The sequence below is a fragment of the Litoribacillus peritrichatus genome, assembly GCF_039537985.1.
Classification (GTDB): Bacteria; Pseudomonadota; Gammaproteobacteria; order Pseudomonadales; family Litoribrevibacteraceae; genus Litoribacillus; species Litoribacillus peritrichatus.
Genome location: NZ_BAABBN010000007.1, coordinates 190,096 through 209,717 on the forward strand (window position 1 = coordinate 190,096; position 19,622 = coordinate 209,717).

A 19,622-nucleotide genomic window follows, 5' to 3' on the forward strand; every position below is an offset into this window, starting at 1 on the left:
GTGTTTTCGAAAATATTGATCGCGAATCGAGGTGAAATTGCCTGTCGGGTGATTAAGACGGCGAAGAAATTGGGCATTCAGACCGTTGCGGTCTATTCCGACGCAGACGCATTGGCTCAGCACGTTCAGTTGGCTGATGAGGCGGTTTATCTCGGGGCATCGCCAGCCAAAGACAGCTATTTGGTGATTGATAAAGTCATTGCTGCTGCTAAAACAACGGGCGCGGATGCCATTCATCCAGGCTACGGTTTTCTTTCCGAAAACGCCGATTTTGCGGATGAATGCGACAGCGCGGGCATTAAGTTCATTGGGCCAAGTGGTAATGCCATTGCATCTATGGGGTCTAAATCCCGAGCGAAAGCGTTGATGGAAGAAGCCGGAGTGCCGCTGGTGCCGGGATATCATGGCGACATTCAGGACCCGGCCGTGTTAAAGCAACATGCGATTGATATTGGTTTTCCGGTATTAATTAAAGCGTCGGCAGGCGGGGGCGGAAAAGGCATGCGGATCGTCACCTCGCAGCATGAATTTGAGGATGCGTTGGATGCGGCCAAGCGTGAGGCGATGAATGGTTTTGGCGACGATCATGTATTGCTGGAGCGCTATATTCTTCAGCCCCGGCACGTGGAAATACAGGTTTTTTGCGATCAGTTCGGGCAAGGGGTGTTTTTGTTCGAACGGGATTGCTCCATTCAGCGTCGACACCAGAAAGTCATCGAAGAAGCGCCGGCGCCTGGCGTTTCAGAAACATTAAGAACGCAAATGGGGGAGGCCGCGCTCAAAGCCGCGCATGCCATCGGTTATGAAGGCGCGGGCACGGTTGAGTTTTTACTGGATGCCTCGGGTGATTTTTATTTCATGGAAATGAACACCCGTTTGCAGGTCGAACATCCGGTGACAGAGTTTATCACCGGTATTGACCTGGTGGACTGGCAATTAAGAATTGCGGACGGTGCACAAATTCCGCTGACTCAGGATCAGCTGTCGATTAAGGGGCACGCCATTGAGGTACGGCTATACGCAGAAGACCCGGATAATAATTTTTTACCGTCGGTGGGTAAAATTCAGCACCTGCAATTCCCAAAACAATCCCATGTGCCTTGGGCGCGAATTGATGCCGGTGTGGTGTCGGGTGATGATGTTTCTGTTTTTTATGACCCTATGGTGGCCAAGATCATTGCCTGGGGAGAAGACCGTAGGCAGGCGTTGATGCGGATTAAATCCTTGTTGCTTAATACCTATGTGGTCGGGCCGGAAACCAACCGGGATTACTTACTCAGGTTATTGAATGTTACCGCGTTTGCCCGGGCTGAGTTGTCGACTCATTTTATTGAAGAGCATCAGCCGGCGTTAGCGGCCAGTCCGCAGAGTTCGTTAGATTTGGCGTTAGCGGTGGCGGCCGCCTGGTGGGTGGATTCGAGGGCGAAGACCTCGCCTTTTCCGGCCGGTTGGCGAATGAACGCGCTGCCATCGGAAGAGTTAACCTTACGGTTTGAGCAAGCGAACTACCCGCTGCAATTGACCTCAAATAAAGCGCAAAGTTATCAAGTGGCGCGCGTTGGGCGAGGTCACCAGGTTCGGTTTGATAAAGGCGAAGGGTATGATCATTACGCGTTAGTGAATGGCCGTAAGATTCCGGTGCATATTTATCTGGATCGTAAGACATCGGGGCTGGGCGACCATACCATGATGTTGTTTATTGAAGAGCAGAGGTTTGTGTTTGAACTGGCTCAACCGGATTTCGGTCTGGAGGAAGATCAACATGACACCCATGGGGTGGTCGCTCCTATGCATGGAAATGTTGTGTCTGTGCTGGTTGCTGAGGGGGAAGCGGTGACGAAAGGTCAGCCTCTGGTCGTGATGGAAGCGATGAAAATGGAACACACCCTGACGGCACCGCACGATGGTGTCGTGGGTCAGGTGGTGTATAAGAGCGGTGACCAGGTAGAAGAAGGCACTGCCCTGCTTGAGGTCGAAGCGGATGACATCGAAGCGCGGGTTATTGAGGGTCATCGCCGTCAAAGTGAGGTCGTCGAATGAGTTCCTGTGTGGTGAGCAACTTACCGAACCGTGTGCGGATTGTGGAAGTTGGGCCAAGAGACGGGCTTCAAAACGAAGCTCAAATGATCCCGACGGATCAGAAAACAACATTGATTGAAGGTTTGGTTCAGGCGGGCGTCAGTCATGTTGAGGTCGGTAGCTTTGTGTCGCCGAAATGGGTGCCCCAGATGGCCAATTCAGCGGAAGTGCTGGCCGGGCTATCGAAACAACCGGGAAAAACATATGCGGCATTGACGCCTAACCTGAAGGGTCTGGAGTTGGCGCTCGAGGCTGGCGCGAGCGAAGTGGCGGTGTTTGGTGCGGCTTCAGAAACTTTTAGCCAGAAAAACATTAATTGTTCGGTGGCAGACAGTCTGGCTCGGTTCGATGCTGTAATGGCCTTGGCTCAACGTGAGCATATTAAGGTGCGCGGCTATGTGTCTTGTGTCATGGGTTGCCCTTACGAAGGTGATGTCCCGGTCGAGCAAGTGGCGAGGGTCAGTCAAACCTTGCTGGACATGGGCTGCTACGAGATCTCTCTGGGCGATACCGTTGGCGTCGGCACTCCGCTTCAAACTCAACGGCTGATCGAACACCTGACTCAGTATGTTCCAGTGAGTCAGCTGGCGGCTCATTTCCACGATACGTACGGCCAGGCTTTGGCCAATATTTTTGCTGTATTGCAAATGGGGGTCTCAGTGGTGGATACCTCGATCGCAGGGTTGGGCGGGTGTCCCTACGCGCAAGGAGCCAGTGGTAATCTGGCCACCGAAGACGTCGTGTATATGCTGAATGGACTGGGCATTGATACGGGCATTGATTTGAAGCAGTTGATGGCGTTGTCCAACCAGTTTTGTCATGATAATCATTTAGTTCAGCGCTCCAAGGTCAGTTTGGCAGGGTGAGCTGAATTGCTTCTGATTGGTTCTACCGATTATTGCTCCGTCTTGGACTTTTGAACTTTTTTCATCTTTTCACACCTTACTCCTTCTCAAAATACAGTCGTATGCGTCCATTACAACAAGGTTTGTGTGTGTTTGTTTTTGTGACAGATCAGGGATTTTTCAGCTAATGAGTGGCTGATATTTTTAATGCTTGATTTACAATTCAACCCTAACTAACGTATTGGTTAACTTTTTACATATTACAAAAAATTATTTGAAGGGAAGATGTTATGTCAGGGCTATTGCCTAATATTGATCCGGACGGATTACTGGAATATTCCGTTGTGTTTACCGATCGCGCATTGAACCATATGTCGCAGCGTTTTCAGGGCGTCATGACCGATATATCCAGCATTTTGAAACAGGTTTATCACGCAGATGCGGTGGCGGTGGTTCCCGGTGGCGGTACGTTTGGTATGGAGTCCGTGGCTCGTCAGTTTGCTCACGATAAAAAGTGTTTAGTGATTCGAAATGGCTGGTTCAGTTTTCGTTGGAGTCAGATTTTCGAGATGGGGCGTATTCCGTCCGAAACCATCGTCATGAAGGCGAGACAACAGCAGGATTCTGCTCAGTCTCCGTTTGAACCCGCACCGATCGACGAGGTGGTTGCCACTATTTTGCGTGAAAAGCCGGACATGGTGTTTGCGCCTCACGTGGAAACTGCGTCGGGAATGATTCTGCCAGACGGTTATTTAAAAGCCGTGGGTGATGCCGTTAAGTCCGTGGGCGGCATGTTTGTGTTGGACTGCATTGCTTCCGGCACATTATGGGTTGATATGAAAGAAATGGGCGTGGATGTATTAATCAGCGCGCCTCAAAAAGGCTGGAGCTCTTCGCCGTGTGCGGCGCAAATCATGTTAAGTGAAAAAGCGCTGACGCGACTGGAAGAAACAACCAGCAGCAGTTTTGCCTGTGATCTGAAAAAGTGGCTGGACATTATGCGTGCTTATGAAAATGGCGGCCATGCCTATCATGCCACTATGCCGACCGATGCGTTGGCAAAGTTCCGTGATACCATGCTTGAAACCCAGGAATACGGGTTTGAGAAGGTTAAGCAAGAGCAGCAGGCCTTGGGTGATGCCGTTCGAACCATGCTGGAAAGCAAAGGCATTAACAGTGTTGCTGCAGACGGTTTTAAAGCGCCGGGCGTGGTAGTGAGTTATACCAGTGATCCTCTGATGCAAAGCGGTAAGAAGTTTTTGGAAGCGGGTTTGCAAACGGCGGCCGGAGTGCCTTTGCAATGCGACGAGCGAGAAGATTTCGCGACCTTCCGAATCGGTTTGTTTGGTTTGGAGAAGCTTCATGACCCAGCCAGTGCTGTGTCGAATCTGGAGCAAGCGTTGAATAAAATTCTGTAACTTCGTGAATAGGTCACGATAACGTTCGGAGTAACCACCATTTAACAGTGGTAATTAATTGCTCACTGTTAAATGGTTTCGGCACGAAGTCGTCCATACCTGCGTTGTTACATTTGTCTTTGGTTTCCTGCAGCGCGCTGGCCGTCAGCGCAATGATTGGAGTACGCGGCAGCTCCTCAGGTAACTCTTCCAGCCCGTTTTCTTCGTGGCTCAGCAGTTCGATTTTCCGAATTTCTTCGGTGGCCTGGAACCCGTCCATGTTAGGCATCAGGCAGTCCATTAGAATTACATCAAAGTGGTTATTGGAACAAACATCCAGTGCGTCCAAACCGTCGGACGCAGTGATTATGTTCATGCCTTCGTTTTCCAGAAGGGTGGCGGCGATTTCCAGGTTAATAAAAGTGTCATCGACGATGAGTACGTTGGCTTGCCGTTCTCCGTTGCCGTATTCACTTTGTTGCCATCTCCGGTTAACTTCAACCGGATCTTTGATTGTGTCTAAAACATCTGAGGTTGCGCCTGAGTTATCAACGTCTGGTTGCTGTGATGGTTGCTGCGTCGGCTGGGTGGCTTTGTCATGAAGGATTCGAGGCAGAGTGAGTAAAATGGTAAAGGCTGAACCTCGGTGCTCTTCACTGCTGACGCTTATTTCTCCGCCCATTTTATTGCATATTTTTTTGCTGATCGCTAATCCCAGGCCGGTGCCGCCAAAGCGTCGTGTTGTGGAGGAGTCTGCTTGTGAAAAACTGTTAAACAGGCCGGAGATTTGATCCTGGCTGAGTCCTATTCCGGTGTCTTTGACGGTGATCGAAAAAGCGAGCGTTTCCTCGATGTTTGGCTCTGTGGCGGGGTCGTTGCTTGTGGTTTGGAGCGCCTCCTGATTCGCCGCAGACAGTGTGACTGTCACCCCGCCTTGCTCCGTAAACTTGATGGCATTACCGATAAGATTGATTAAGACTTGCCTTAATCGGACATCGTCACCACACACTGTGTCGGGTGTTGTTTCGAAGGCATTAATGTAAGTAAGGTGCAGATTTTTTTTCTTTGCCTGGAACTCAAGTACCGAACAGGTTTGTTGAATCAGTTCATCCAGATCAAAAACGATGTTGGACAGTTCCAGATTGCCGGATTCTATTTTGGAAAAGTCTAAAATGTCGTTAATGATGGCAAGCAACTGGGTGCCTGAATTGTTAATGGTATCGACGTAGTATTTTTGTTGTTCGTCGATCACTTCTCTGGACAGTAAATCACTCATGCCGATGACGCCGTTTAATGGCGTTCTCAGTTCGTGGGTCATGGTCGCCAGAAACTCGCTCTTGGCTTTGGCGGCGTCATCGGACTTCTCTTTTGCTAAAATCAGCTCCGATTGATAACTGTGCAGGGACGTCATTAATTCGTTGTATTCGCTGATTAACACGCCTAACTCGTCGAAGGAATCGTGTTTCACTGAAATGGCTTTGTGTTGGGTTCGGCCAATGGCGATGGCCGATAACAACTTATTAATGGGGCCAATGACAATCAGTCGGGTGGCAAAATAGAAAATGGCAGCAAACAGGACAAGGGCCGCAATTTGTGAGAGCACCAGGGGCGTTAAGAAGTTTTGTAGGGCGGTTGTTAAACTTCTTTCATTAAGAATTAAGACCAACACTAATGGTCGTATGCTGCGTTTATCTGAAGAAATGACATTGAAATAATAATATAAGCAATGTTGTTGGCTTTCCTGATGTTTGGTAAATGCATTTACATTTTGATTGAGCGCCTTGGTGAGGGTTGTTTTAACTTTTTGATGGCGAATTTCATTCAGGTGTTTGTTGATGTAACGGTTTTTGTTGGAGGCAAGCACTTCCTGACTTTTTTGATCCAGTAAATAAATCTCGGTGACGTCATCGTAGGAACCAATGGAGTTGAGATTGCGAATTAGGTTGCTTTGGGAAGAGTTGGTTTCGATGTTGATGACCAGCAATTCGGCCAGTTCGAAAGCGCGTTTTTTTACAAAGTTATCGAGTAACTGGTTTACATTATGTGAAAAAAAAACATACAACAATGAGCTGGCTACAATGAAGGTCGCAAACAGGGGGGTTAATAACTTCAGGGATATGGAGTGCGCTGGCTTTTTTATCATGACTTAGTTTGAGCCTGAATAAGGTGCCAGTAAGGTGTGTATTGAATCGCAGCTGAAACTCAGTGTGTTAGCACTGCTCAACGTTGTGCAAACGTTCATTATGTTGTCTTTGAGTTGTTGGCTGTACAAAGCGTCTTGGCTTTGTTGACTGGTCAGCAGCTTTAAACCCGTTAAGGCCTCGGTGAATTCAGTACGTGTGATACCTTCTCGGTCGGCCATGATTTGGTGGGATTCCATAGGGTATTTCTGGCTGTATTGAAGCGCTTTATCCCAGGCCTGATGAAACTTCTGAATCCAGTCAGGACCAAGTTGTTCAAGCGTTGATGAACGAAAACTTATGGTGTCGATGACGTCGCCCGGAATTTGAGTGGTATTAAAGATTTCATGATAATCCGCGTGCTTCAGGATAGAGGTTGAGTAAGGCGGGTAAGTAACGACGGCGTCAATATTATGATTCTTCAGGCTCTGCTCAGCGTTTAATTGTTCTACGTTGAGTACGTCGACGTCCTGAAGGGACAGGCCGCTTTTGGAGAGCGCCCGTGACAGAATGAACATCCCTAAAGAGCCGATTTCCGCCCCCACTTTTTTACCTTTTAAGTCGCCGATGGTCTGAATGTCTTTGTGCGCAAGGATGATGTCGCCACCATTGGAATAGTCTGGAATCAGGATAATCGACAGAGGCTCCTGAGTTAACCCGGATGCCTGCACCGCTTCAATCATGGTGCTGGCCAAGCCGTCCGCCCGGCCTTGAGTATAAACCCGTTGAACGTCGGCTAAAGAAGCCATTTCAATCAGTTCTATATTAATGCCTTCTTCTTCAAAGAAGCCTTTTTCTTGCGCCAGAAATAAAAACTCGTAACCGGGCCAAGGGTTTATGGCAATTTTTACTGGGGTGTCTTGATGAGATGGTGTGCAACCATTTAGCAGAAACGTCAGGCTGAAAACGATAAACATCAGCAGTGGTGTGCTGCGACTCATAGAGTTACTTCCTGTAAATTCAGAGTGAATAGATGGTTACGTTTACAGTCTAGACTCAGTCTGAATGGCCTGCAGAAAATTTATCAGGATTTTAAATTTCTGGAGATTTCTTTAAGAATTTGAATGGCATGGGCTTCAACAGCCCCAAAAAAACTGTTTGCGGAATCTCGGATCAGGTGGTGTGTCTGCAATTTGTTGAATGCATGACAGTCGGCCAATGACGGGACACTGCAATCGCCATGATGATGGTGCTTGTGGATCACCACAGCGGTGTCCAGAATATCCTGCAGGACGACCGGGCCGGGTCGGCGTACATTGTAGCTGTTTCGGTTGCGGGCGCATTCGATGAGTTCGTCGTCTAAGTGCCAGGTTTTGGCCAGAATGACGGCGATGCTAGTGGCAATGTGTTCCGGAATGCGTCGCACCTCGGCCCCGGTAGGTTGAGGTAAGCGCTTTTCATAGAGATAGCCAAGCAAAATCAATGTGCCTATGTGGTAGAGCGAGCCCGCCAATAAGGCTTTGTCTTCCGCGAAGCTTCGGTCCCGGTATTGAATGCGTTGGGTAATGGCGGAGCATAAGGCGGCAATTTGCAGGTTTTCCTCCCATAATCCTCGAATTAGGTGCTGAGAGGGCAAGTGGCCGGATAAAAACAACCCTTTTAATGAATGCGCCAGCAAAAGCGATGTGACTTGCTCGCTGCCGAGCCGAATGATGCCTTCTGAAATGGTCTCGACGGGGGCAATGCCATAATACTGGGAAGAGTTGGCTGTCTGTAGGATGAGGGCTGCTAATTCCGGGTTGGCACTTAATGGTGATTTCAGATCCATCATTTGATAATTGGGGTTAGACAGTATTTGGCGAATCTTCATGGTGTTTTCAGAAAGGTTCGGCAGCTTTACCTTTCCTTCAACGATTTCCCGATACACCTTAAAATGAATGCCGCTATCCCACATAAATCTTCCGCATAAGTTTCTGTATCCAAGTGCGCGTCAGCGCTCAACGCGTGTTCCTTAATTCTGATATTAAGAATAGTTAAACTTTGGCAGAAAAACAGAGCGCCGCTTATCGGTCGATGAACGTGGTACAGTCAAGCAGAGAGAGCGCCGGATACAAATAAACGACGGGTTGGGTTAGTCCAGTTCCAATTTGGCGATCTCATTTTGGTTTCTGAGTGCGTCCTGAGCACAGGGAAACAGCTGAATGTGATTGGGCGTGACCAGCAGCGCCCGGTCGTCAATCAAGCGCACGAAACCCGCTTTGTAGGACTCAATGAATTGCCCCTGACGGTGTGTCAGGTGCTGGGCTTCACTTAACACCGTGCTGGCAATTAAGCCATTGCCGAGCGGGTCTTCCACCGACTCAAGGTCTTTGAACATGGCCAGGGTATTGGCGCTTAAAACCAACCTCAGACCGTTATGAAAACCCAGGGACTCGGCGGGTTGTCCGTTGGCCAGCGTGTGTTGCTGACTGGAGCGGATAATGTCTGAGTTGCTTTCGTGAATCATACGGTTCTCATATTGTTGTCGGTTGGCGTTGCGCTATTTTAAGGGGTTTGCGCTGAATCAACAATTTCTGTTGTGTTGCCGCCCAAAAATAGCGATCCGCTTTGATTCTCGACGTATCCCCTATATCATGGCCAGTCTTGAAAATTCGCAAATCGAAGTGCCTTGTAAGGCATGGATGAATATCTGAACTGAGGTCTGATTGTGGCACATGACTCCGCTGCCAGCGCTAAAAAGCACACCATTGGAATCGCTGGCGGAGGCTTGTTAGGTCGCTTATGCGCCTGGCACTTATCCAGAGCCGGGTATCCGGTCACGGTGTTTGATGCTGCCGGTTTTGAACAGCCCAAGGGCGCTTGCTGGACGGCGGCGGGCATGATTTCTCCGCTCAGCGAATTGGTTCACAGCCCTCGGGTTGTTTATGACATGGGGCTGCAGTCTTTGGCAATTTGGCCCAAATGGCTTTCGGAACTGGAAAAGTCACTGGGGCAGACCATGCATTTTCGCCATGCGGGCAGTCTGGTGGTGGCGCATCCGCAGGATCAGACCGAACTGAATCAGTTTTATTCCGACCTTCGTCATAAACTGGTCAATGAAGAAGCCGAAGGTCGACCAGGATTGGATGATTTGGTTGATCCCTTGAATCACGTCGGAATCCGCACCTTAGAGCCTGCTTTATCGCATTTTGATCACGCACTGTATTTGAAACCGGAAGGGGATTTAAACAATCGCCGAATCCTGCATGGCTTGTTGGCGGATATGAAAAAACACGGTGTGCAATTGGTCGAAAACACCAAAGTGCGATGTGAGCCGAACTCGATCATCACCGAAGACGATGAAAAATATGCGTTCGACTTGGTCTTGGATACTCGTGGTTTGGGCGCCAAGCCTCAAATAGAAGGACTGCGAGGGGTGCGAGGTGAAGTGCTCAATGTTGAGAGTCATGAAGTGAAGCTCAATCGCCCGGTTCGCTTGATGCATCCTCGTTATAAGCTCTACGTAGCTCCCAAGCCGAACAATCATTTTGTGATTGGTGCCACCGAAATTGAAAGCAGTGATATGTCGCCAATGAGTGTACAATCCAGCCTTGAACTGAGCAGTGCCTTGTATACTATTAATCCGGCGTTTGCGGAAGCCAGAATCATCGAACAGTCGGTGAATTGCCGGCCTGCGATGATGGATAATCTGCCAAGAGTCATAGCAGAAAAAGGCTTGATTCGTGCGAATGGTTTATACCGCCATGGTTATTTACTCAGCCCGGTGGTCGTTCATCAGGTGTTGATGATGATTGATCCCGGTTTGCTCAGTGATCAGGATAGAAAGTTCGTTGAGTCTTTATGATGGCTCAATACGTTAAAAATTAGCTTTGAGATTGTAAGTAATGGAAGTTCTGGTTAACGGTGAAACAACGCAAGTAAATGCAACGCATTTGGTTGAGGTTCTGAAAGAGCTCGGCTTTGAAGGCGATTTTGCGGTCGCCATTAATGGCGAGTTTGTGCCTCGCTCCATGTACGCAGAACAAACTCTGGCGGAAGGCAACCAGTTGGATGTGCTTTCACCGATCGCAGGAGGCTGATCATGACGGATCAATTATCTCTTTACGGTAAAACCTTCGACAGTCGCTTATTGATCGGTTCGGCGTTGTATCCTTCCCCCGCCATCATGCATGAAGCCGTGCAGGCTTCCGGTGCTGAAATCATTACCTTATCGCTGCGCCGACAGATGTTTGGTGGCGGAAGTGGCTCTGACGTTCAAGGCAGTGCAGAACAGCGCGAAGCCAATGAAATCTGGACGTACATTCAGCAAATGGGCTTGCAGCTCTTACCAAATACGGCGGGCTGTAAGAGCGCAAAAGAAGCGATCACTCTGGCTGAAATGTCCCGCGAGATTTTTAAAACCGATTGGTTGAAACTCGAAGTGATCGGGGATGATTACAATCTGCAACCCGACCCGTATGGCTTAATTGAAGCCGCTGCTGAATTGATCAAGCGAGGCTTTAAAGTCTTGCCATATTGCACCGATGATTTGGTGGTTTGTCAGAAGTTACTGGACGCCGGTTGTGAAGTTTTGATGCCTTGGGGCGCGCCCATTGGCACAGGCCAGGGCTTGTTAAACAAATACAACCTGAGCAGCATTCGTGAGCGCATCACCCAAGTGCCTTTGATCATTGATGCTGGGATTGGTGCACCTTCGCAAGCCGCCGAGGCTTTGGAGATGGGTTTTGATGCCGTGTTATTAAATACTGCGGTGGCCAAAGCACAAGAGCCGGTGATGATGGCCAAAGCCTTTAAAACTGCGGTGGAAGCGGGTCGGTTAGCGCATAATGCCGGTTTGATGCTGAAGCGCCAGACAGCGAAACCAAGCACTCCAACCGTAGGTATGCCATTCTGGCATCAGGATAAATAATGAAGGTTTGATGGGCGGGGAGATTAATCCCCCTCAGGCGTTCGTGTTTTCTGGGTTTTTCGTTGTTGATCTAATTCTTTTTTTAATACTTCAAGCTCGTGCAACTGCCACTCGTTGAGCTTATCCGAATTCTCGGAACCGTGATATAAACTGATAGGCCCCCTTAAAGTCGCCGGGGTTTTCGTAGAACCAGACATTTTAATCCTCCTGAAACTCGTCTGAATTTTTACTATAGACGAGCTTCCGGAGTTTGCCTTTAATTTGTGAAATTAAAGATTTGGTTTCTGTAAAATTATTCGGGTAGTGGGATTTTCCTGCAGAATGGGCTCAGGTAACTCCAGCCTTATTCTCACTGCTGGATAATTAATATTGTCTGTAACTGCTTCAAAGAATGGTCGCCAACTTAGACTTCCACTGTACGTCGATGCTTGAATGTAGTCTGCCGAACCGTCACCGTCTTTGTCCCATTCGTAACGGGTTTTATTCCCGTAATCATCGTAGGTATAAGTTTTGGACTCGTCTATAATTCCGTCGCCATCTGTATCTTCTTCATTACGGATACGGTTACCGTTTTCAAACTCATAACTGGTGATTGAATCAAAGATACCGTCATTGTCGTTATCGACTTCAATTCGGGTTTCTTGGCCCATTTCGTTGTAGCTGTATAAGGTTCGGGCATCTATCGAGCCATCAGCACCGTAATCGGATTCGGTTAGAATTTTATTATTTTCATTGTCATAATAACTGAAATAGACGACGTCGATCGTGCCGTTATTGTCGTTATCACTTTCTTGTCTGATCTGATTCCCTTGTTCATCATAGAAATAAAAAAAAGAGTAGTTAAAGAAAACAACATTACTTGTGTAAGAGGTTGATATTGGTTGACTCTTTTCGTTAAATTTTTCTATTACTAAGGCTTCCACTTCTGGTAAACCATCTAAGTCGAAATCATAAGCTGTTCGGGTTGATGTACTGTTAACATCGAATATAGTTTCTGTAATTGACTCAGGTGTACCGTCGCCGTTGTAGTCTTCTTCGTAAAGTATTTGCTCACCGTTTTCGTTATATAGCCAATGTTCAGTAAATTCAGGAACGCCATCTCCGTCCTTGTCTTCCCCATAATATGTTTGATTGCCGTAGGCATCGAATATAGAGGTTTGAATATGTTCGACCCCAGTGGAAAATTGTTTAATTTGTTGAGTTGGCTTTAAGTTAGCATCGTATGACCAATGCGAAACGATATTCGGGCTATTCTCTTCATTATTTTCTTCAGATAATTGAATAAGCATGCCTAGGTTATCGTAGGTCATGTTTTCAATGTTGTCTGCTATCCCATCCGAGTCTGTATCTTTTTCTATTCTGGCAAGATAGCTTTGATCATTTAGAAACCAGGTTGTTCTGAACTCATTAACGCCATCTCCGTTAGTATCTTCTGAATAGCTGGTTTCCATTAATGGTAATTGTATTTTTTGCTGGGTATACAAATGATCCATTACTAACCAGGGCGGGCGAACAGGTCGGTGTTCACTGAAAGTAGCTTGATCATTTGCAGAATTTATAAGCGTCCGGAAAGACGGATCGCGCTTAAAACGGAAATAACTCTGATCAAAATTGATTCGAATATCGCTTAATAAAGCAGAGACTTCTGAGGTGATTTCTATCCCGTTTTCCGGATCACCGTCTTGATCCAGTGTCTGCAAAAGTGTGGCGATATTCAGAAATGCGTGGTGAGTTTGATCGGCTGAAGATCGGGTTAGAATATTTATACCATCTTGGATATCACGGGTTATTTCTCTCAAATCAAATGGCGTCACAGTGGCTTGCGCAGGTGAACTGCCAAGGGTGGTTGCGCCAATCGAAAAGGTGACGGTTTCACCCTCTAAATATTTAAAAGAGCCATTGGCATCTGTGACACCGGATTGCGTCGGTGTGGTGTAGGTCAACCCACTCACCGGGCTGTCGGTAAATTGGCCTGTCAGAACTTCGTCTGAGTCGCTACTGGAACTATTGCTGCTGCAACCAGTGAGAAAAGCTGAACATAATGATAATGCCAAGCTTAAACGGGTTATTTGACTGAACATATTCATCCTTTTATTTTTTATTATTCTTCCGTGTTTTCTTAGCGCCAGCTAAGAAGCGTTAAAGCAAAGGAATTGTATGGGCGTACTTATTGGAAGGGCAAGTCTTATATTGAATCATCCTTCAGTCGTTCTTTCGTAGAGGCCGGAACCTTTAATTGTGTTGGTTATCTACAAACTCAGTAAAGGCTTTGTAAACAGTTTCTTAGCAACCTAAAGAACTGTAAAGGCTCTACACTATCTGGGTGGGCTGTGTTTCCATACTCTCCATAATAATTTTACTTTTCGTTTTGAAATTCTTAGGGCATATGCAATCAAATAAAAAAATACAGTCGTTGGTCGGTGTGTTGGCGGTCATACTTTTGTCTGGCTGTTCAACCTTGGGTCAGACGGTGTCAGAACACTCGTCTTTTAATGCGTTATCGGATACTCAAGTGCCGGCCCAGTGGCAGAGGTCGGATTCAGAGGCGGTGGTGACGGTTTGGCACGACATTATTCAATCCCACCAGTTGGACGGGTTAATTGCTGAGGCGTTGGCCAACAGCCAGGATTTAAAAGCCACGGCGGCCCGTTGGCAAGCCGCCAGAGCGCAGGCAAAAATTGCGACCGGGGAATTGTTGCCAGAAGTGACCGGTTCGCTGGAGGGGGGTCGGTCACGTTCCAGTTTTGGCGAGATCACCAATCAATATAATTTAGGCTTGGATTTAAGCTGGGAGTTGGACATCTGGGGGCGTTTGTCCGATGCGGAACAAGCTGCCTTGATGACGGCACAGCAACAGCAGCAATCCTACTATTGGGCCAAGATGTCTTTGGCGTCACAAGTGGCCATTGATTGGTTGAACGCGATAGAAGCCAAGCGCCAGTTTGCGTTGGCGGAGGCCCGCGAGAAGAGTTTAAAAGAAAGTCTGGCGGTGATTGAGGACGGTTTCAGTACCGGTATTCGCGAGGCGTTGGATGTGTACTCGGCCAGAGCCGAGTTAATGAACGGTCAAACAGAGACGTTGGAAAAAAAACAAACGCTGAATCAGGCGCTGCGACAAGTGTCTTTATTGTTGGGCCGGTATCCGTCGTTGATGGATGATATTCCGGATCAGCTGCCTGCGAGCATGCCCAAATTGGCCGACGGTTTGAGTTCTTCATTGTTGGAACGCAGGCCGGATGTTCAGGCGGCGTATGCGGAGGTGATGAGTCAGCAATCCGAAGTGTTGGTTGCGGGTGGTAACCGACTACCCCGTTTCACTCTAACCGCAAGTGTTGGCGCGACCAGTAACAGCTTGTCTGACGTATTGCGCGGTGATGAGCTGATTTGGAATGCCTTAGGTGGCATTACTGCCCCTGTGTTTAATGCCGGTAAGCTGGCAGCGGAAGAGCAACGGCAACAGTATTTACTGGAAGCGGCCATTGCCGATTATCGCCAAACCGCATTAACGGCGTTTTCGGAGGTCGAACAAGCCATTGATAGTGATCGCCTGATTGCTTTGCAACTGGGTGCCGCAAGCGAGACCGTGTTGGTGTCTAAACAAGCCGAACAGCAGGCGTTTGAGAGCTATTTAGCGGGGCTGGAAAACCTCAATACCTGGTTACAGGCGCAGCGAACGGCGTTTGATCGGACCAGCCGAAAAATGCAGTTAGAAGTGCTGTATTTTCAGAATCGAATTCAGTTACATCAAGCGCTGGGCGGCGAATTTAAGGAGCGTTCATCCGATGGTCAGTAAGTCCACAAATCTACAAAAAATCATTCTGCCTGTGCTTGTGTTGTCGTTAACGGCCATGATTATCTACGGCTTGAAGAACTTCAAACCGGAAGTTAAAAGACGTGCCCAATTACCGGAACCGGCGTTGCAAGTTGAGACCGTGGTGACGGAACTCCGAGATTACCAAACCTTGTTTCCCAGCCGTGGTTTGATTCGCCCTAAAATTGAATCAACCTTAGCGGCGGAGGTGTCCGGTACTGTGGTGGCGGTGTCTGAGCATTTTCGAAAGGGCGCGCGATTTAAAGAAGGTGATTGGTTACTTACCATTGACCCAAGGGATTATCAGGCGGAAGTGAAGCTGGCTCAAGCCAATCTGAATCAGGCGAAACTGGCCCAAGAAGAAGAGCAGGCAAAATCCAACCAGGCATTGCGAGACTGGAAACGGTTGGCAGGCACGCTGCAAAACGCGTCTGAACCGCCGGATCTGGTTCTGCGTAAACCCCAGTTGGCTGCCGCTGAAGCGGAACTGGAATCTGCTCAGGCACAGCTGGATAAAGCGAAACTGAATCTGGAGCGTACTCAGATTCGGGCGCCGTTCGATGGTTTTGTGCTCGAACAATCTGCGGATCTTGGCCATTACCTCAGTCCCGGAAACAGTGTGGCGGAGCTGGCTGGCAACGTATTGGAGGTGAGCTTACCCATTTCTGCCAGCTGGCGTTCTATGTTGGATTGGGCGGCGTTGCAGGATCAAAGTTCAGGAGCTCGTAATGTGGCTCTGTCTTCCGAGCATGGCCAACCAGGAACGGTATGGTCTGCCAGAATCGTTCGTTACAGCGGTACGGTGGACGACCAAAGCCGACAGATTCAATTGATCGCAGAAGTGTTGCCGGATGTGGGAAGCATCAGCCAATGGCCGCTGCTGCCCGGCGACTATGTGACGGCCAGCATTCAGGGCAAAGTGTTGTCGGATGTGATCATCTTACCGCGTCAGGCCTTAATCGATGGCAGTTACGTTTGGAAGGTGGTTGAGCAGCGTCTGGATAAGCAGGCGGTGGATGTGGTGTGGCGAGATCAGCAGGTGGTTGTGGTTCGGGACGGGGTGATCTCTGGTGATGAAATTAACATTACGCCGTTAGGCAATGTGATTACCGGCACCAAAGTCGAGGTGATCCCAAGCGACCAAGATCGAGATGGCGAGGATGGTTCTGTTGACCAGAATGAAGCCGTGACGGAAGTGCGAACCAGTGATGCTCAGAAGGTGGCGTTATGATCGCCTGGTTTGCCCGAAATCATGTGGCTGCGAACTTATTGCTGGTGGCAATCGTCATTGCTGGTATGTATTCGTTGGTACGTGTAATACCGGTGGAAGTGTTTCCTTCGTTTGAGTTGGAAACGGTGAATGTGTCGGTCAGTTATCCGGCCGCCACGCCGGAAGACATCGAAACCGGCATTGCCAATCAGATTGAAGAAGCCATTGCCGATCTCCCTGAAATTGATCGATTAACTTCCCGCTCTACTGAAGGGTCTGTGGTCGTCACCGCTGAAGTTCGCGCGGGAGAAGACCCTCAAAAGTTATTGAATGACATTAAATCCCGGGTGGATGCCTTATCTACCTTGCCCGTGGAGGCGGAGCGGCCGATTGTTGAGCGCCCTCTGATAAAACGGGAAGTGCTCAGTCTGGTGGTGTCCGGCGATTTGGATGAAAAGGAATTAAACCAACTGGCGCGACAAGTGCGTGATGAACTTTTGCGGTTGCCGGGTTTGACTCAAACCGACCTGCAAGGCATTCGCCCTTATGAAATTGGTATTGAGGTCTCAGAAGACAAACTGCGTGAATATGGGCTGACCATCAGTGATGTGTCGAATGCCATTCAAGGCCAGTCGCTGGATTTATCGGCGGGTCGGATTCGCAGCCCTTCCGGCGAGATTTTATTGAGGGCCAAAGCTCAGGCGTATTATTACGGTCAGTTCGCCAATATCGTGGTGAAACGGTTTGAAGACGGGGCGGAGCTCAGGCTCGATGATATAGCGACCATTGATGATGGCTTCGAAGAAGATCCTATCTTTACCCGATTTAATGGTAAGTTGGCGGCGGTGGTGAATGTGTATCGGGTGGGCGATGAAAGCGCGATCGGTGTGTCAGAAGTGGTGCATCAGTACATTGAGGATAATCGTTATCGCTATCCGCCCAATATCGAAATGGGAGTGTGGGACGACGATTCAACCATCGTCAAGGCGAGGGTCAATACGCTGTTAACCAACGCATGGCAAGGCGCGTTGTTGGTGTCTATTTTGTTGGCGTTGTTTCTGCGACCTGTTATTGCTTTCTGGGTGGTGATTGGCATTCCTGTGACCTTCATGGGAGCGATGGCGTTGATGCCGGTGTTCGGTGTCACCATTAATATTCTGAGCCTGTTTGGGTTCATCCTGGTGTTGGGGCTGGTGGTGGACGATGCCATTGTGACCGGAGAAAATATCTATAGCCATTACACCCGGGACCCGGATGGACTGACGGCGGCCATTAACGGCACGAAAGAAGTGGCGGTGCCTGTGATTTTCGGCATTTTGACCACCGTAGTGGCGTTTATGCCGTTCTTGTTTATTGATGGTCGGTTAAGCGTTTTGTTTGAGCAGGTGGCGTTTGTCGTCATTCCTGTGCTGTTGTTTTCTTTGTTGGAAAGTAAATTGATTTTGCCGGCGCATTTGAAGCACATCAAACAGCTTAAAGATTACGGTGGTCAGCCACCGAAGACGGTGCGTTTTCAGCAGTTTTTCGCCGATGGCATGACCAAATTTGTGGATAACATTTATCGTCCTATCGTCAATAAGGCGCTGAACCGACGATATTTGACCTGGTTCAGTTTCGTGTGTGTGTTCTTTGTGACCATTACTTTGATCTCTGAGGGCTGGACCCGTTTTGTGTTTTTCCCCCGTATTCAGAGCGAAACGGCCAAGGCCAGCCTGACCATGCAGGAAGGCACGCCATTATTGGAAACGCAGTTAGTGGTGCAGCGCATTGAACAGGCGGCGGTGACGCTTCAGGAAAAGTACATTGATCCTGAGTCGGGCAAAAGCATCATTGAGAATATTCTGGCGACGGAAGGCGTTTCTCGTGGCGGTGGTTCAGGTCAAAGCAACGTCGGTGCGGTTCGATTTGAAATCACCCCGCCTGAGAACCGAACGCTGAGCATTGACAGTGCCACTTTGGTTCGGGAATGGCGTGAAGCCATTGGCCCGGTGATTGGGATTGATCAGCTTAACTTTCGGGCTGAAATTGGTCGGCCGGGTGACCCTATTGATGTGCAGTTAATCAGCCAGGACATTGAGGCCTTGTCTGTGGTGGCCGATAAAATTAAAGAAAAACTGGCCACTTACGATGGCGTGTTTGATATCAGCGATAACCTCTCGGACGGCAAGCAGGAGTTGCAAATTACTTTGCGGCCTGAAGCCGAGTTATTGGGCTTTAACTTACAGCAAGTGACCCGGCAGGTACGTGAAGCTTTTTATGGTAATGAGGCGCAACGGATTCAGCGTCGTCGTGATGACATACGTATTATGGTGCGTTATCCACAGGGCGAGCGGGCTTCATTGGCGGACTTGGAAGAGTTGTTGATCACCACGGAATCCGGTGCTCAGGCCCGGTTTGGTGACATCGCTTCGGTGAAGTGGGGCCGTTCACCTGCGGCAATCTATCACGTGGATCAACAGCGTTCGGTGAACGTGATTGCGGACATCGATAAAACCAGCGTGAATATGACGTTGCTGACCGAAGATTTATCAAAATACCTAACAGACCTGAGATCTCAGTTCCCTTCTGTCGGGGTGACCCTGGAGGGTGAAGCGGCGGAGCAGCGTGATTCACTCAGTACCATTGTGTGGGGCGGGGCGATGGTATTGTTCGCTATTTACGCGTTGCTGGCGATTCCGTTTGGGTCGTACAGTCAGCCCTTTATTGTGATGTCGGTGATTCCGTTTTCGTTGGTCGGCGCAGTGTTTGGCCACTGGTTGATGGGGGTGGATTTATCGATCATGAGTATCATGGGGATGATGGCCTTAGTCGGGATCGTGGTGAATGACAGCCTGGTGCTGGTGGACTTTGTGAATCGCAAAGTGAAGACCGAAGGCATCTCCATCTCGGCAGCCGTGCGTGAATCCGGTGCGGCCCGTTTCCGGCCTGTGATCTTAACCTCTTTGACCACCTTCTTAGGTCTATTACCTTTACTGTTTGAAACCAGTACCCAGGCGCAATTCTTAATTCCGATGGCCATTTCGCTCGGGTTTGGGGTGTTATTCGCAACCTTCATTACCTTGATATTGATTCCTTGCCACTACTTGATACTGGAGGACATCAAGGATGTCTTTCGTACAAGCGTGTTGCGCCGTGAAGAGCCACAAGCCGCTCAGGCGAGAGTGGCTGAGGAACGAACGCCGGAAGGGATAAATATCGATTAAGTAGATTATTTTTGTCTAATTTATCTGTTTTTAATTAGTTTATTCGAT

At 48.7% G+C, this 19,622-nt stretch carries 15 protein-coding genes; 9 read left to right on the top strand and 6 right to left on the bottom strand.

Annotated elements, in window-relative coordinates:
- From ABD744_RS10590 to ABD744_RS10600, 3 genes are all read left to right on the top strand, one after another.
- Positions 1-2,040, top strand: coding sequence for an acetyl/propionyl/methylcrotonyl-CoA carboxylase subunit alpha (locus ABD744_RS10590; protein WP_344798292.1), 2,040 nt, complete (start codon positions 1-3; stop codon positions 2,038-2,040).
- On the top strand, positions 2,037-2,945 hold the full coding sequence (locus tag ABD744_RS10595; RefSeq protein ID WP_344798294.1) for a hydroxymethylglutaryl-CoA lyase: 909 nt from the start codon (positions 2,037-2,039) through the stop codon (positions 2,943-2,945). The genes ABD744_RS10590 and ABD744_RS10595 overlap by 4 nt, the downstream gene beginning before the upstream one ends.
- A gap of 269 nt (positions 2,946-3,214) precedes the next feature.
- Positions 3,215-4,342 (top strand): aminotransferase class V-fold PLP-dependent enzyme, encoded by a 1,128-nt coding sequence (locus ABD744_RS10600; RefSeq protein WP_344798296.1) that lies wholly within the window; start codon positions 3,215-3,217, stop codon positions 4,340-4,342.
- Positions 4,343-4,355: 13 nt separating this feature from the next.
- Here ABD744_RS10600 and ABD744_RS10605 read toward each other — a convergent pair whose 3' ends face one another.
- The 4 genes from ABD744_RS10605 to ABD744_RS10620 form a co-directional block, all read right to left on the bottom strand.
- Positions 4,356-6,464 carry an ATP-binding protein gene (locus ABD744_RS10605; RefSeq protein WP_344798298.1) on the bottom strand — a complete coding sequence of 703 codons (2,109 nt, stop codon included), beginning with the start codon at positions 6,462-6,464 and terminating at the stop codon, positions 4,356-4,358.
- 3 nt (positions 6,465-6,467) lie between these two features.
- Positions 6,468-7,442 carry an ABC transporter substrate-binding protein gene (locus ABD744_RS10610; RefSeq protein ID WP_344798300.1) on the bottom strand — a complete coding sequence of 325 codons (975 nt, stop codon included), beginning with the start codon at positions 7,440-7,442 and terminating at the stop codon, positions 6,468-6,470.
- A gap of 83 nt (positions 7,443-7,525) precedes the next feature.
- Positions 7,526-8,395, bottom strand: a complete 870-nt coding sequence (locus tag ABD744_RS10615) for an HDOD domain-containing protein (protein ID WP_344798302.1) — start codon at positions 8,393-8,395, stop codon at positions 7,526-7,528.
- A gap of 177 nt (positions 8,396-8,572) precedes the next feature.
- Positions 8,573-8,947, bottom strand: coding sequence for a hypothetical protein (locus ABD744_RS10620; protein WP_344798305.1), 375 nt, complete (start codon positions 8,945-8,947; stop codon positions 8,573-8,575).
- Positions 8,948-9,148: 201 nt separating this feature from the next.
- Between ABD744_RS10620 and ABD744_RS10625 the strand changes: the two genes are divergently transcribed.
- Genes ABD744_RS10625 through ABD744_RS10635 form a run of 3 tightly spaced genes read left to right on the top strand, consistent with a single transcriptional unit; the run spans position 9,149 to position 11,350 of the window.
- The gene (locus tag ABD744_RS10625) at positions 9,149-10,285 is read left to right on the top strand and encodes an FAD-dependent oxidoreductase (RefSeq protein WP_344798307.1); all 1,137 of its coding nucleotides are present in this window, start codon (positions 9,149-9,151) and stop codon (positions 10,283-10,285) included.
- 40 nt (positions 10,286-10,325) lie between these two features.
- Positions 10,326-10,520: a sulfur carrier protein ThiS gene (thiS, locus tag ABD744_RS10630; protein WP_344798308.1), complete on the top strand. Its 195-nt coding sequence runs from the start codon at positions 10,326-10,328 to the stop codon at positions 10,518-10,520.
- A gap of 2 nt (positions 10,521-10,522) precedes the next feature.
- Positions 10,523-11,350, top strand: coding sequence for a thiazole synthase (locus tag ABD744_RS10635; protein ID WP_344798309.1), 828 nt, complete (start codon positions 10,523-10,525; stop codon positions 11,348-11,350).
- Between the two features lie 23 nt (positions 11,351-11,373).
- Here the strand turns inward: ABD744_RS10635 and ABD744_RS10640 are convergent, their stop codons facing one another.
- Positions 11,374-11,547, bottom strand: coding sequence for a hypothetical protein (locus ABD744_RS10640; RefSeq protein ID WP_344798311.1), 174 nt, complete (start codon positions 11,545-11,547; stop codon positions 11,374-11,376).
- Positions 11,548-11,619: 72 nt separating this feature from the next.
- Entirely contained in the window at positions 11,620-13,431 is a 1,812-nt protein-coding gene (locus ABD744_RS10645; RefSeq protein WP_344798313.1) for a hypothetical protein, read from the bottom strand.
- A gap of 305 nt (positions 13,432-13,736) precedes the next feature.
- On the opposite strand from ABD744_RS10645, the gene ABD744_RS10650 reads away from it, so the two are divergent.
- Genes ABD744_RS10650 through ABD744_RS10660 form a run of 3 tightly spaced genes read left to right on the top strand, consistent with a single transcriptional unit; the run spans position 13,737 to position 19,574 of the window.
- Positions 13,737-15,143 carry an efflux transporter outer membrane subunit gene (locus tag ABD744_RS10650; RefSeq protein WP_344798315.1) on the top strand — a complete coding sequence of 469 codons (1,407 nt, stop codon included), beginning with the start codon at positions 13,737-13,739 and terminating at the stop codon, positions 15,141-15,143.
- Positions 15,133-16,392 (top strand): efflux RND transporter periplasmic adaptor subunit, encoded by a 1,260-nt coding sequence (locus tag ABD744_RS10655; RefSeq protein ID WP_344798317.1) that lies wholly within the window; start codon positions 15,133-15,135, stop codon positions 16,390-16,392. Before ABD744_RS10650 ends, ABD744_RS10655 begins: the two co-directional genes overlap by 11 nt.
- Entirely contained in the window at positions 16,389-19,574 is a 3,186-nt protein-coding gene (locus tag ABD744_RS10660; RefSeq protein ID WP_344798319.1) for an efflux RND transporter permease subunit, read from the top strand. The genes ABD744_RS10655 and ABD744_RS10660 overlap by 4 nt, the downstream gene beginning before the upstream one ends.
- Positions 19,575-19,622 lie beyond the last annotated feature (48 nt).

Bases quoted from the DNA above. Each gene is read 5' to 3' on its own strand.
- ABD744_RS10595 (WP_344798294.1), top strand. From the start codon at position 2,037: ATGAGTTCCTGTGTGGTGAGCAACTTACCGAACCGTGTGCGGATTGTG.
- ABD744_RS10600 (WP_344798296.1), top strand. From the start codon at position 3,215: ATGTCAGGGCTATTGCCTAATATTGATCCGGACGGATTACTGGAATAT.
- ABD744_RS10605 (WP_344798298.1), bottom strand. From the start codon at position 6,464: ATGATAAAAAAGCCAGCGCACTCCATATCCCTGAAGTTATTAACCCCC.
- ABD744_RS10610 (WP_344798300.1), bottom strand. From the start codon at position 7,442: ATGAGTCGCAGCACACCACTGCTGATGTTTATCGTTTTCAGCCTGACG.
- ABD744_RS10615 (WP_344798302.1), bottom strand. From the start codon at position 8,395: ATGTGGGATAGCGGCATTCATTTTAAGGTGTATCGGGAAATCGTTGAA.
- ABD744_RS10620 (WP_344798305.1), bottom strand. From the start codon at position 8,947: ATGATTCACGAAAGCAACTCAGACATTATCCGCTCCAGTCAGCAACAC.
- thiS (WP_344798308.1), top strand. From the start codon at position 10,326: ATGGAAGTTCTGGTTAACGGTGAAACAACGCAAGTAAATGCAACGCAT.
- ABD744_RS10635 (WP_344798309.1), top strand. From the start codon at position 10,523: ATGACGGATCAATTATCTCTTTACGGTAAAACCTTCGACAGTCGCTTA.
- ABD744_RS10640 (WP_344798311.1), bottom strand. From the start codon at position 11,547: ATGTCTGGTTCTACGAAAACCCCGGCGACTTTAAGGGGGCCTATCAGT.
- ABD744_RS10645 (WP_344798313.1), bottom strand. From the start codon at position 13,431: ATGTTCAGTCAAATAACCCGTTTAAGCTTGGCATTATCATTATGTTCA.
- ABD744_RS10650 (WP_344798315.1), top strand. From the start codon at position 13,737: ATGCAATCAAATAAAAAAATACAGTCGTTGGTCGGTGTGTTGGCGGTC.
- ABD744_RS10655 (WP_344798317.1), top strand. From the start codon at position 15,133: ATGGTCAGTAAGTCCACAAATCTACAAAAAATCATTCTGCCTGTGCTT.
- ABD744_RS10660 (WP_344798319.1), top strand. From the start codon at position 16,389: ATGATCGCCTGGTTTGCCCGAAATCATGTGGCTGCGAACTTATTGCTG.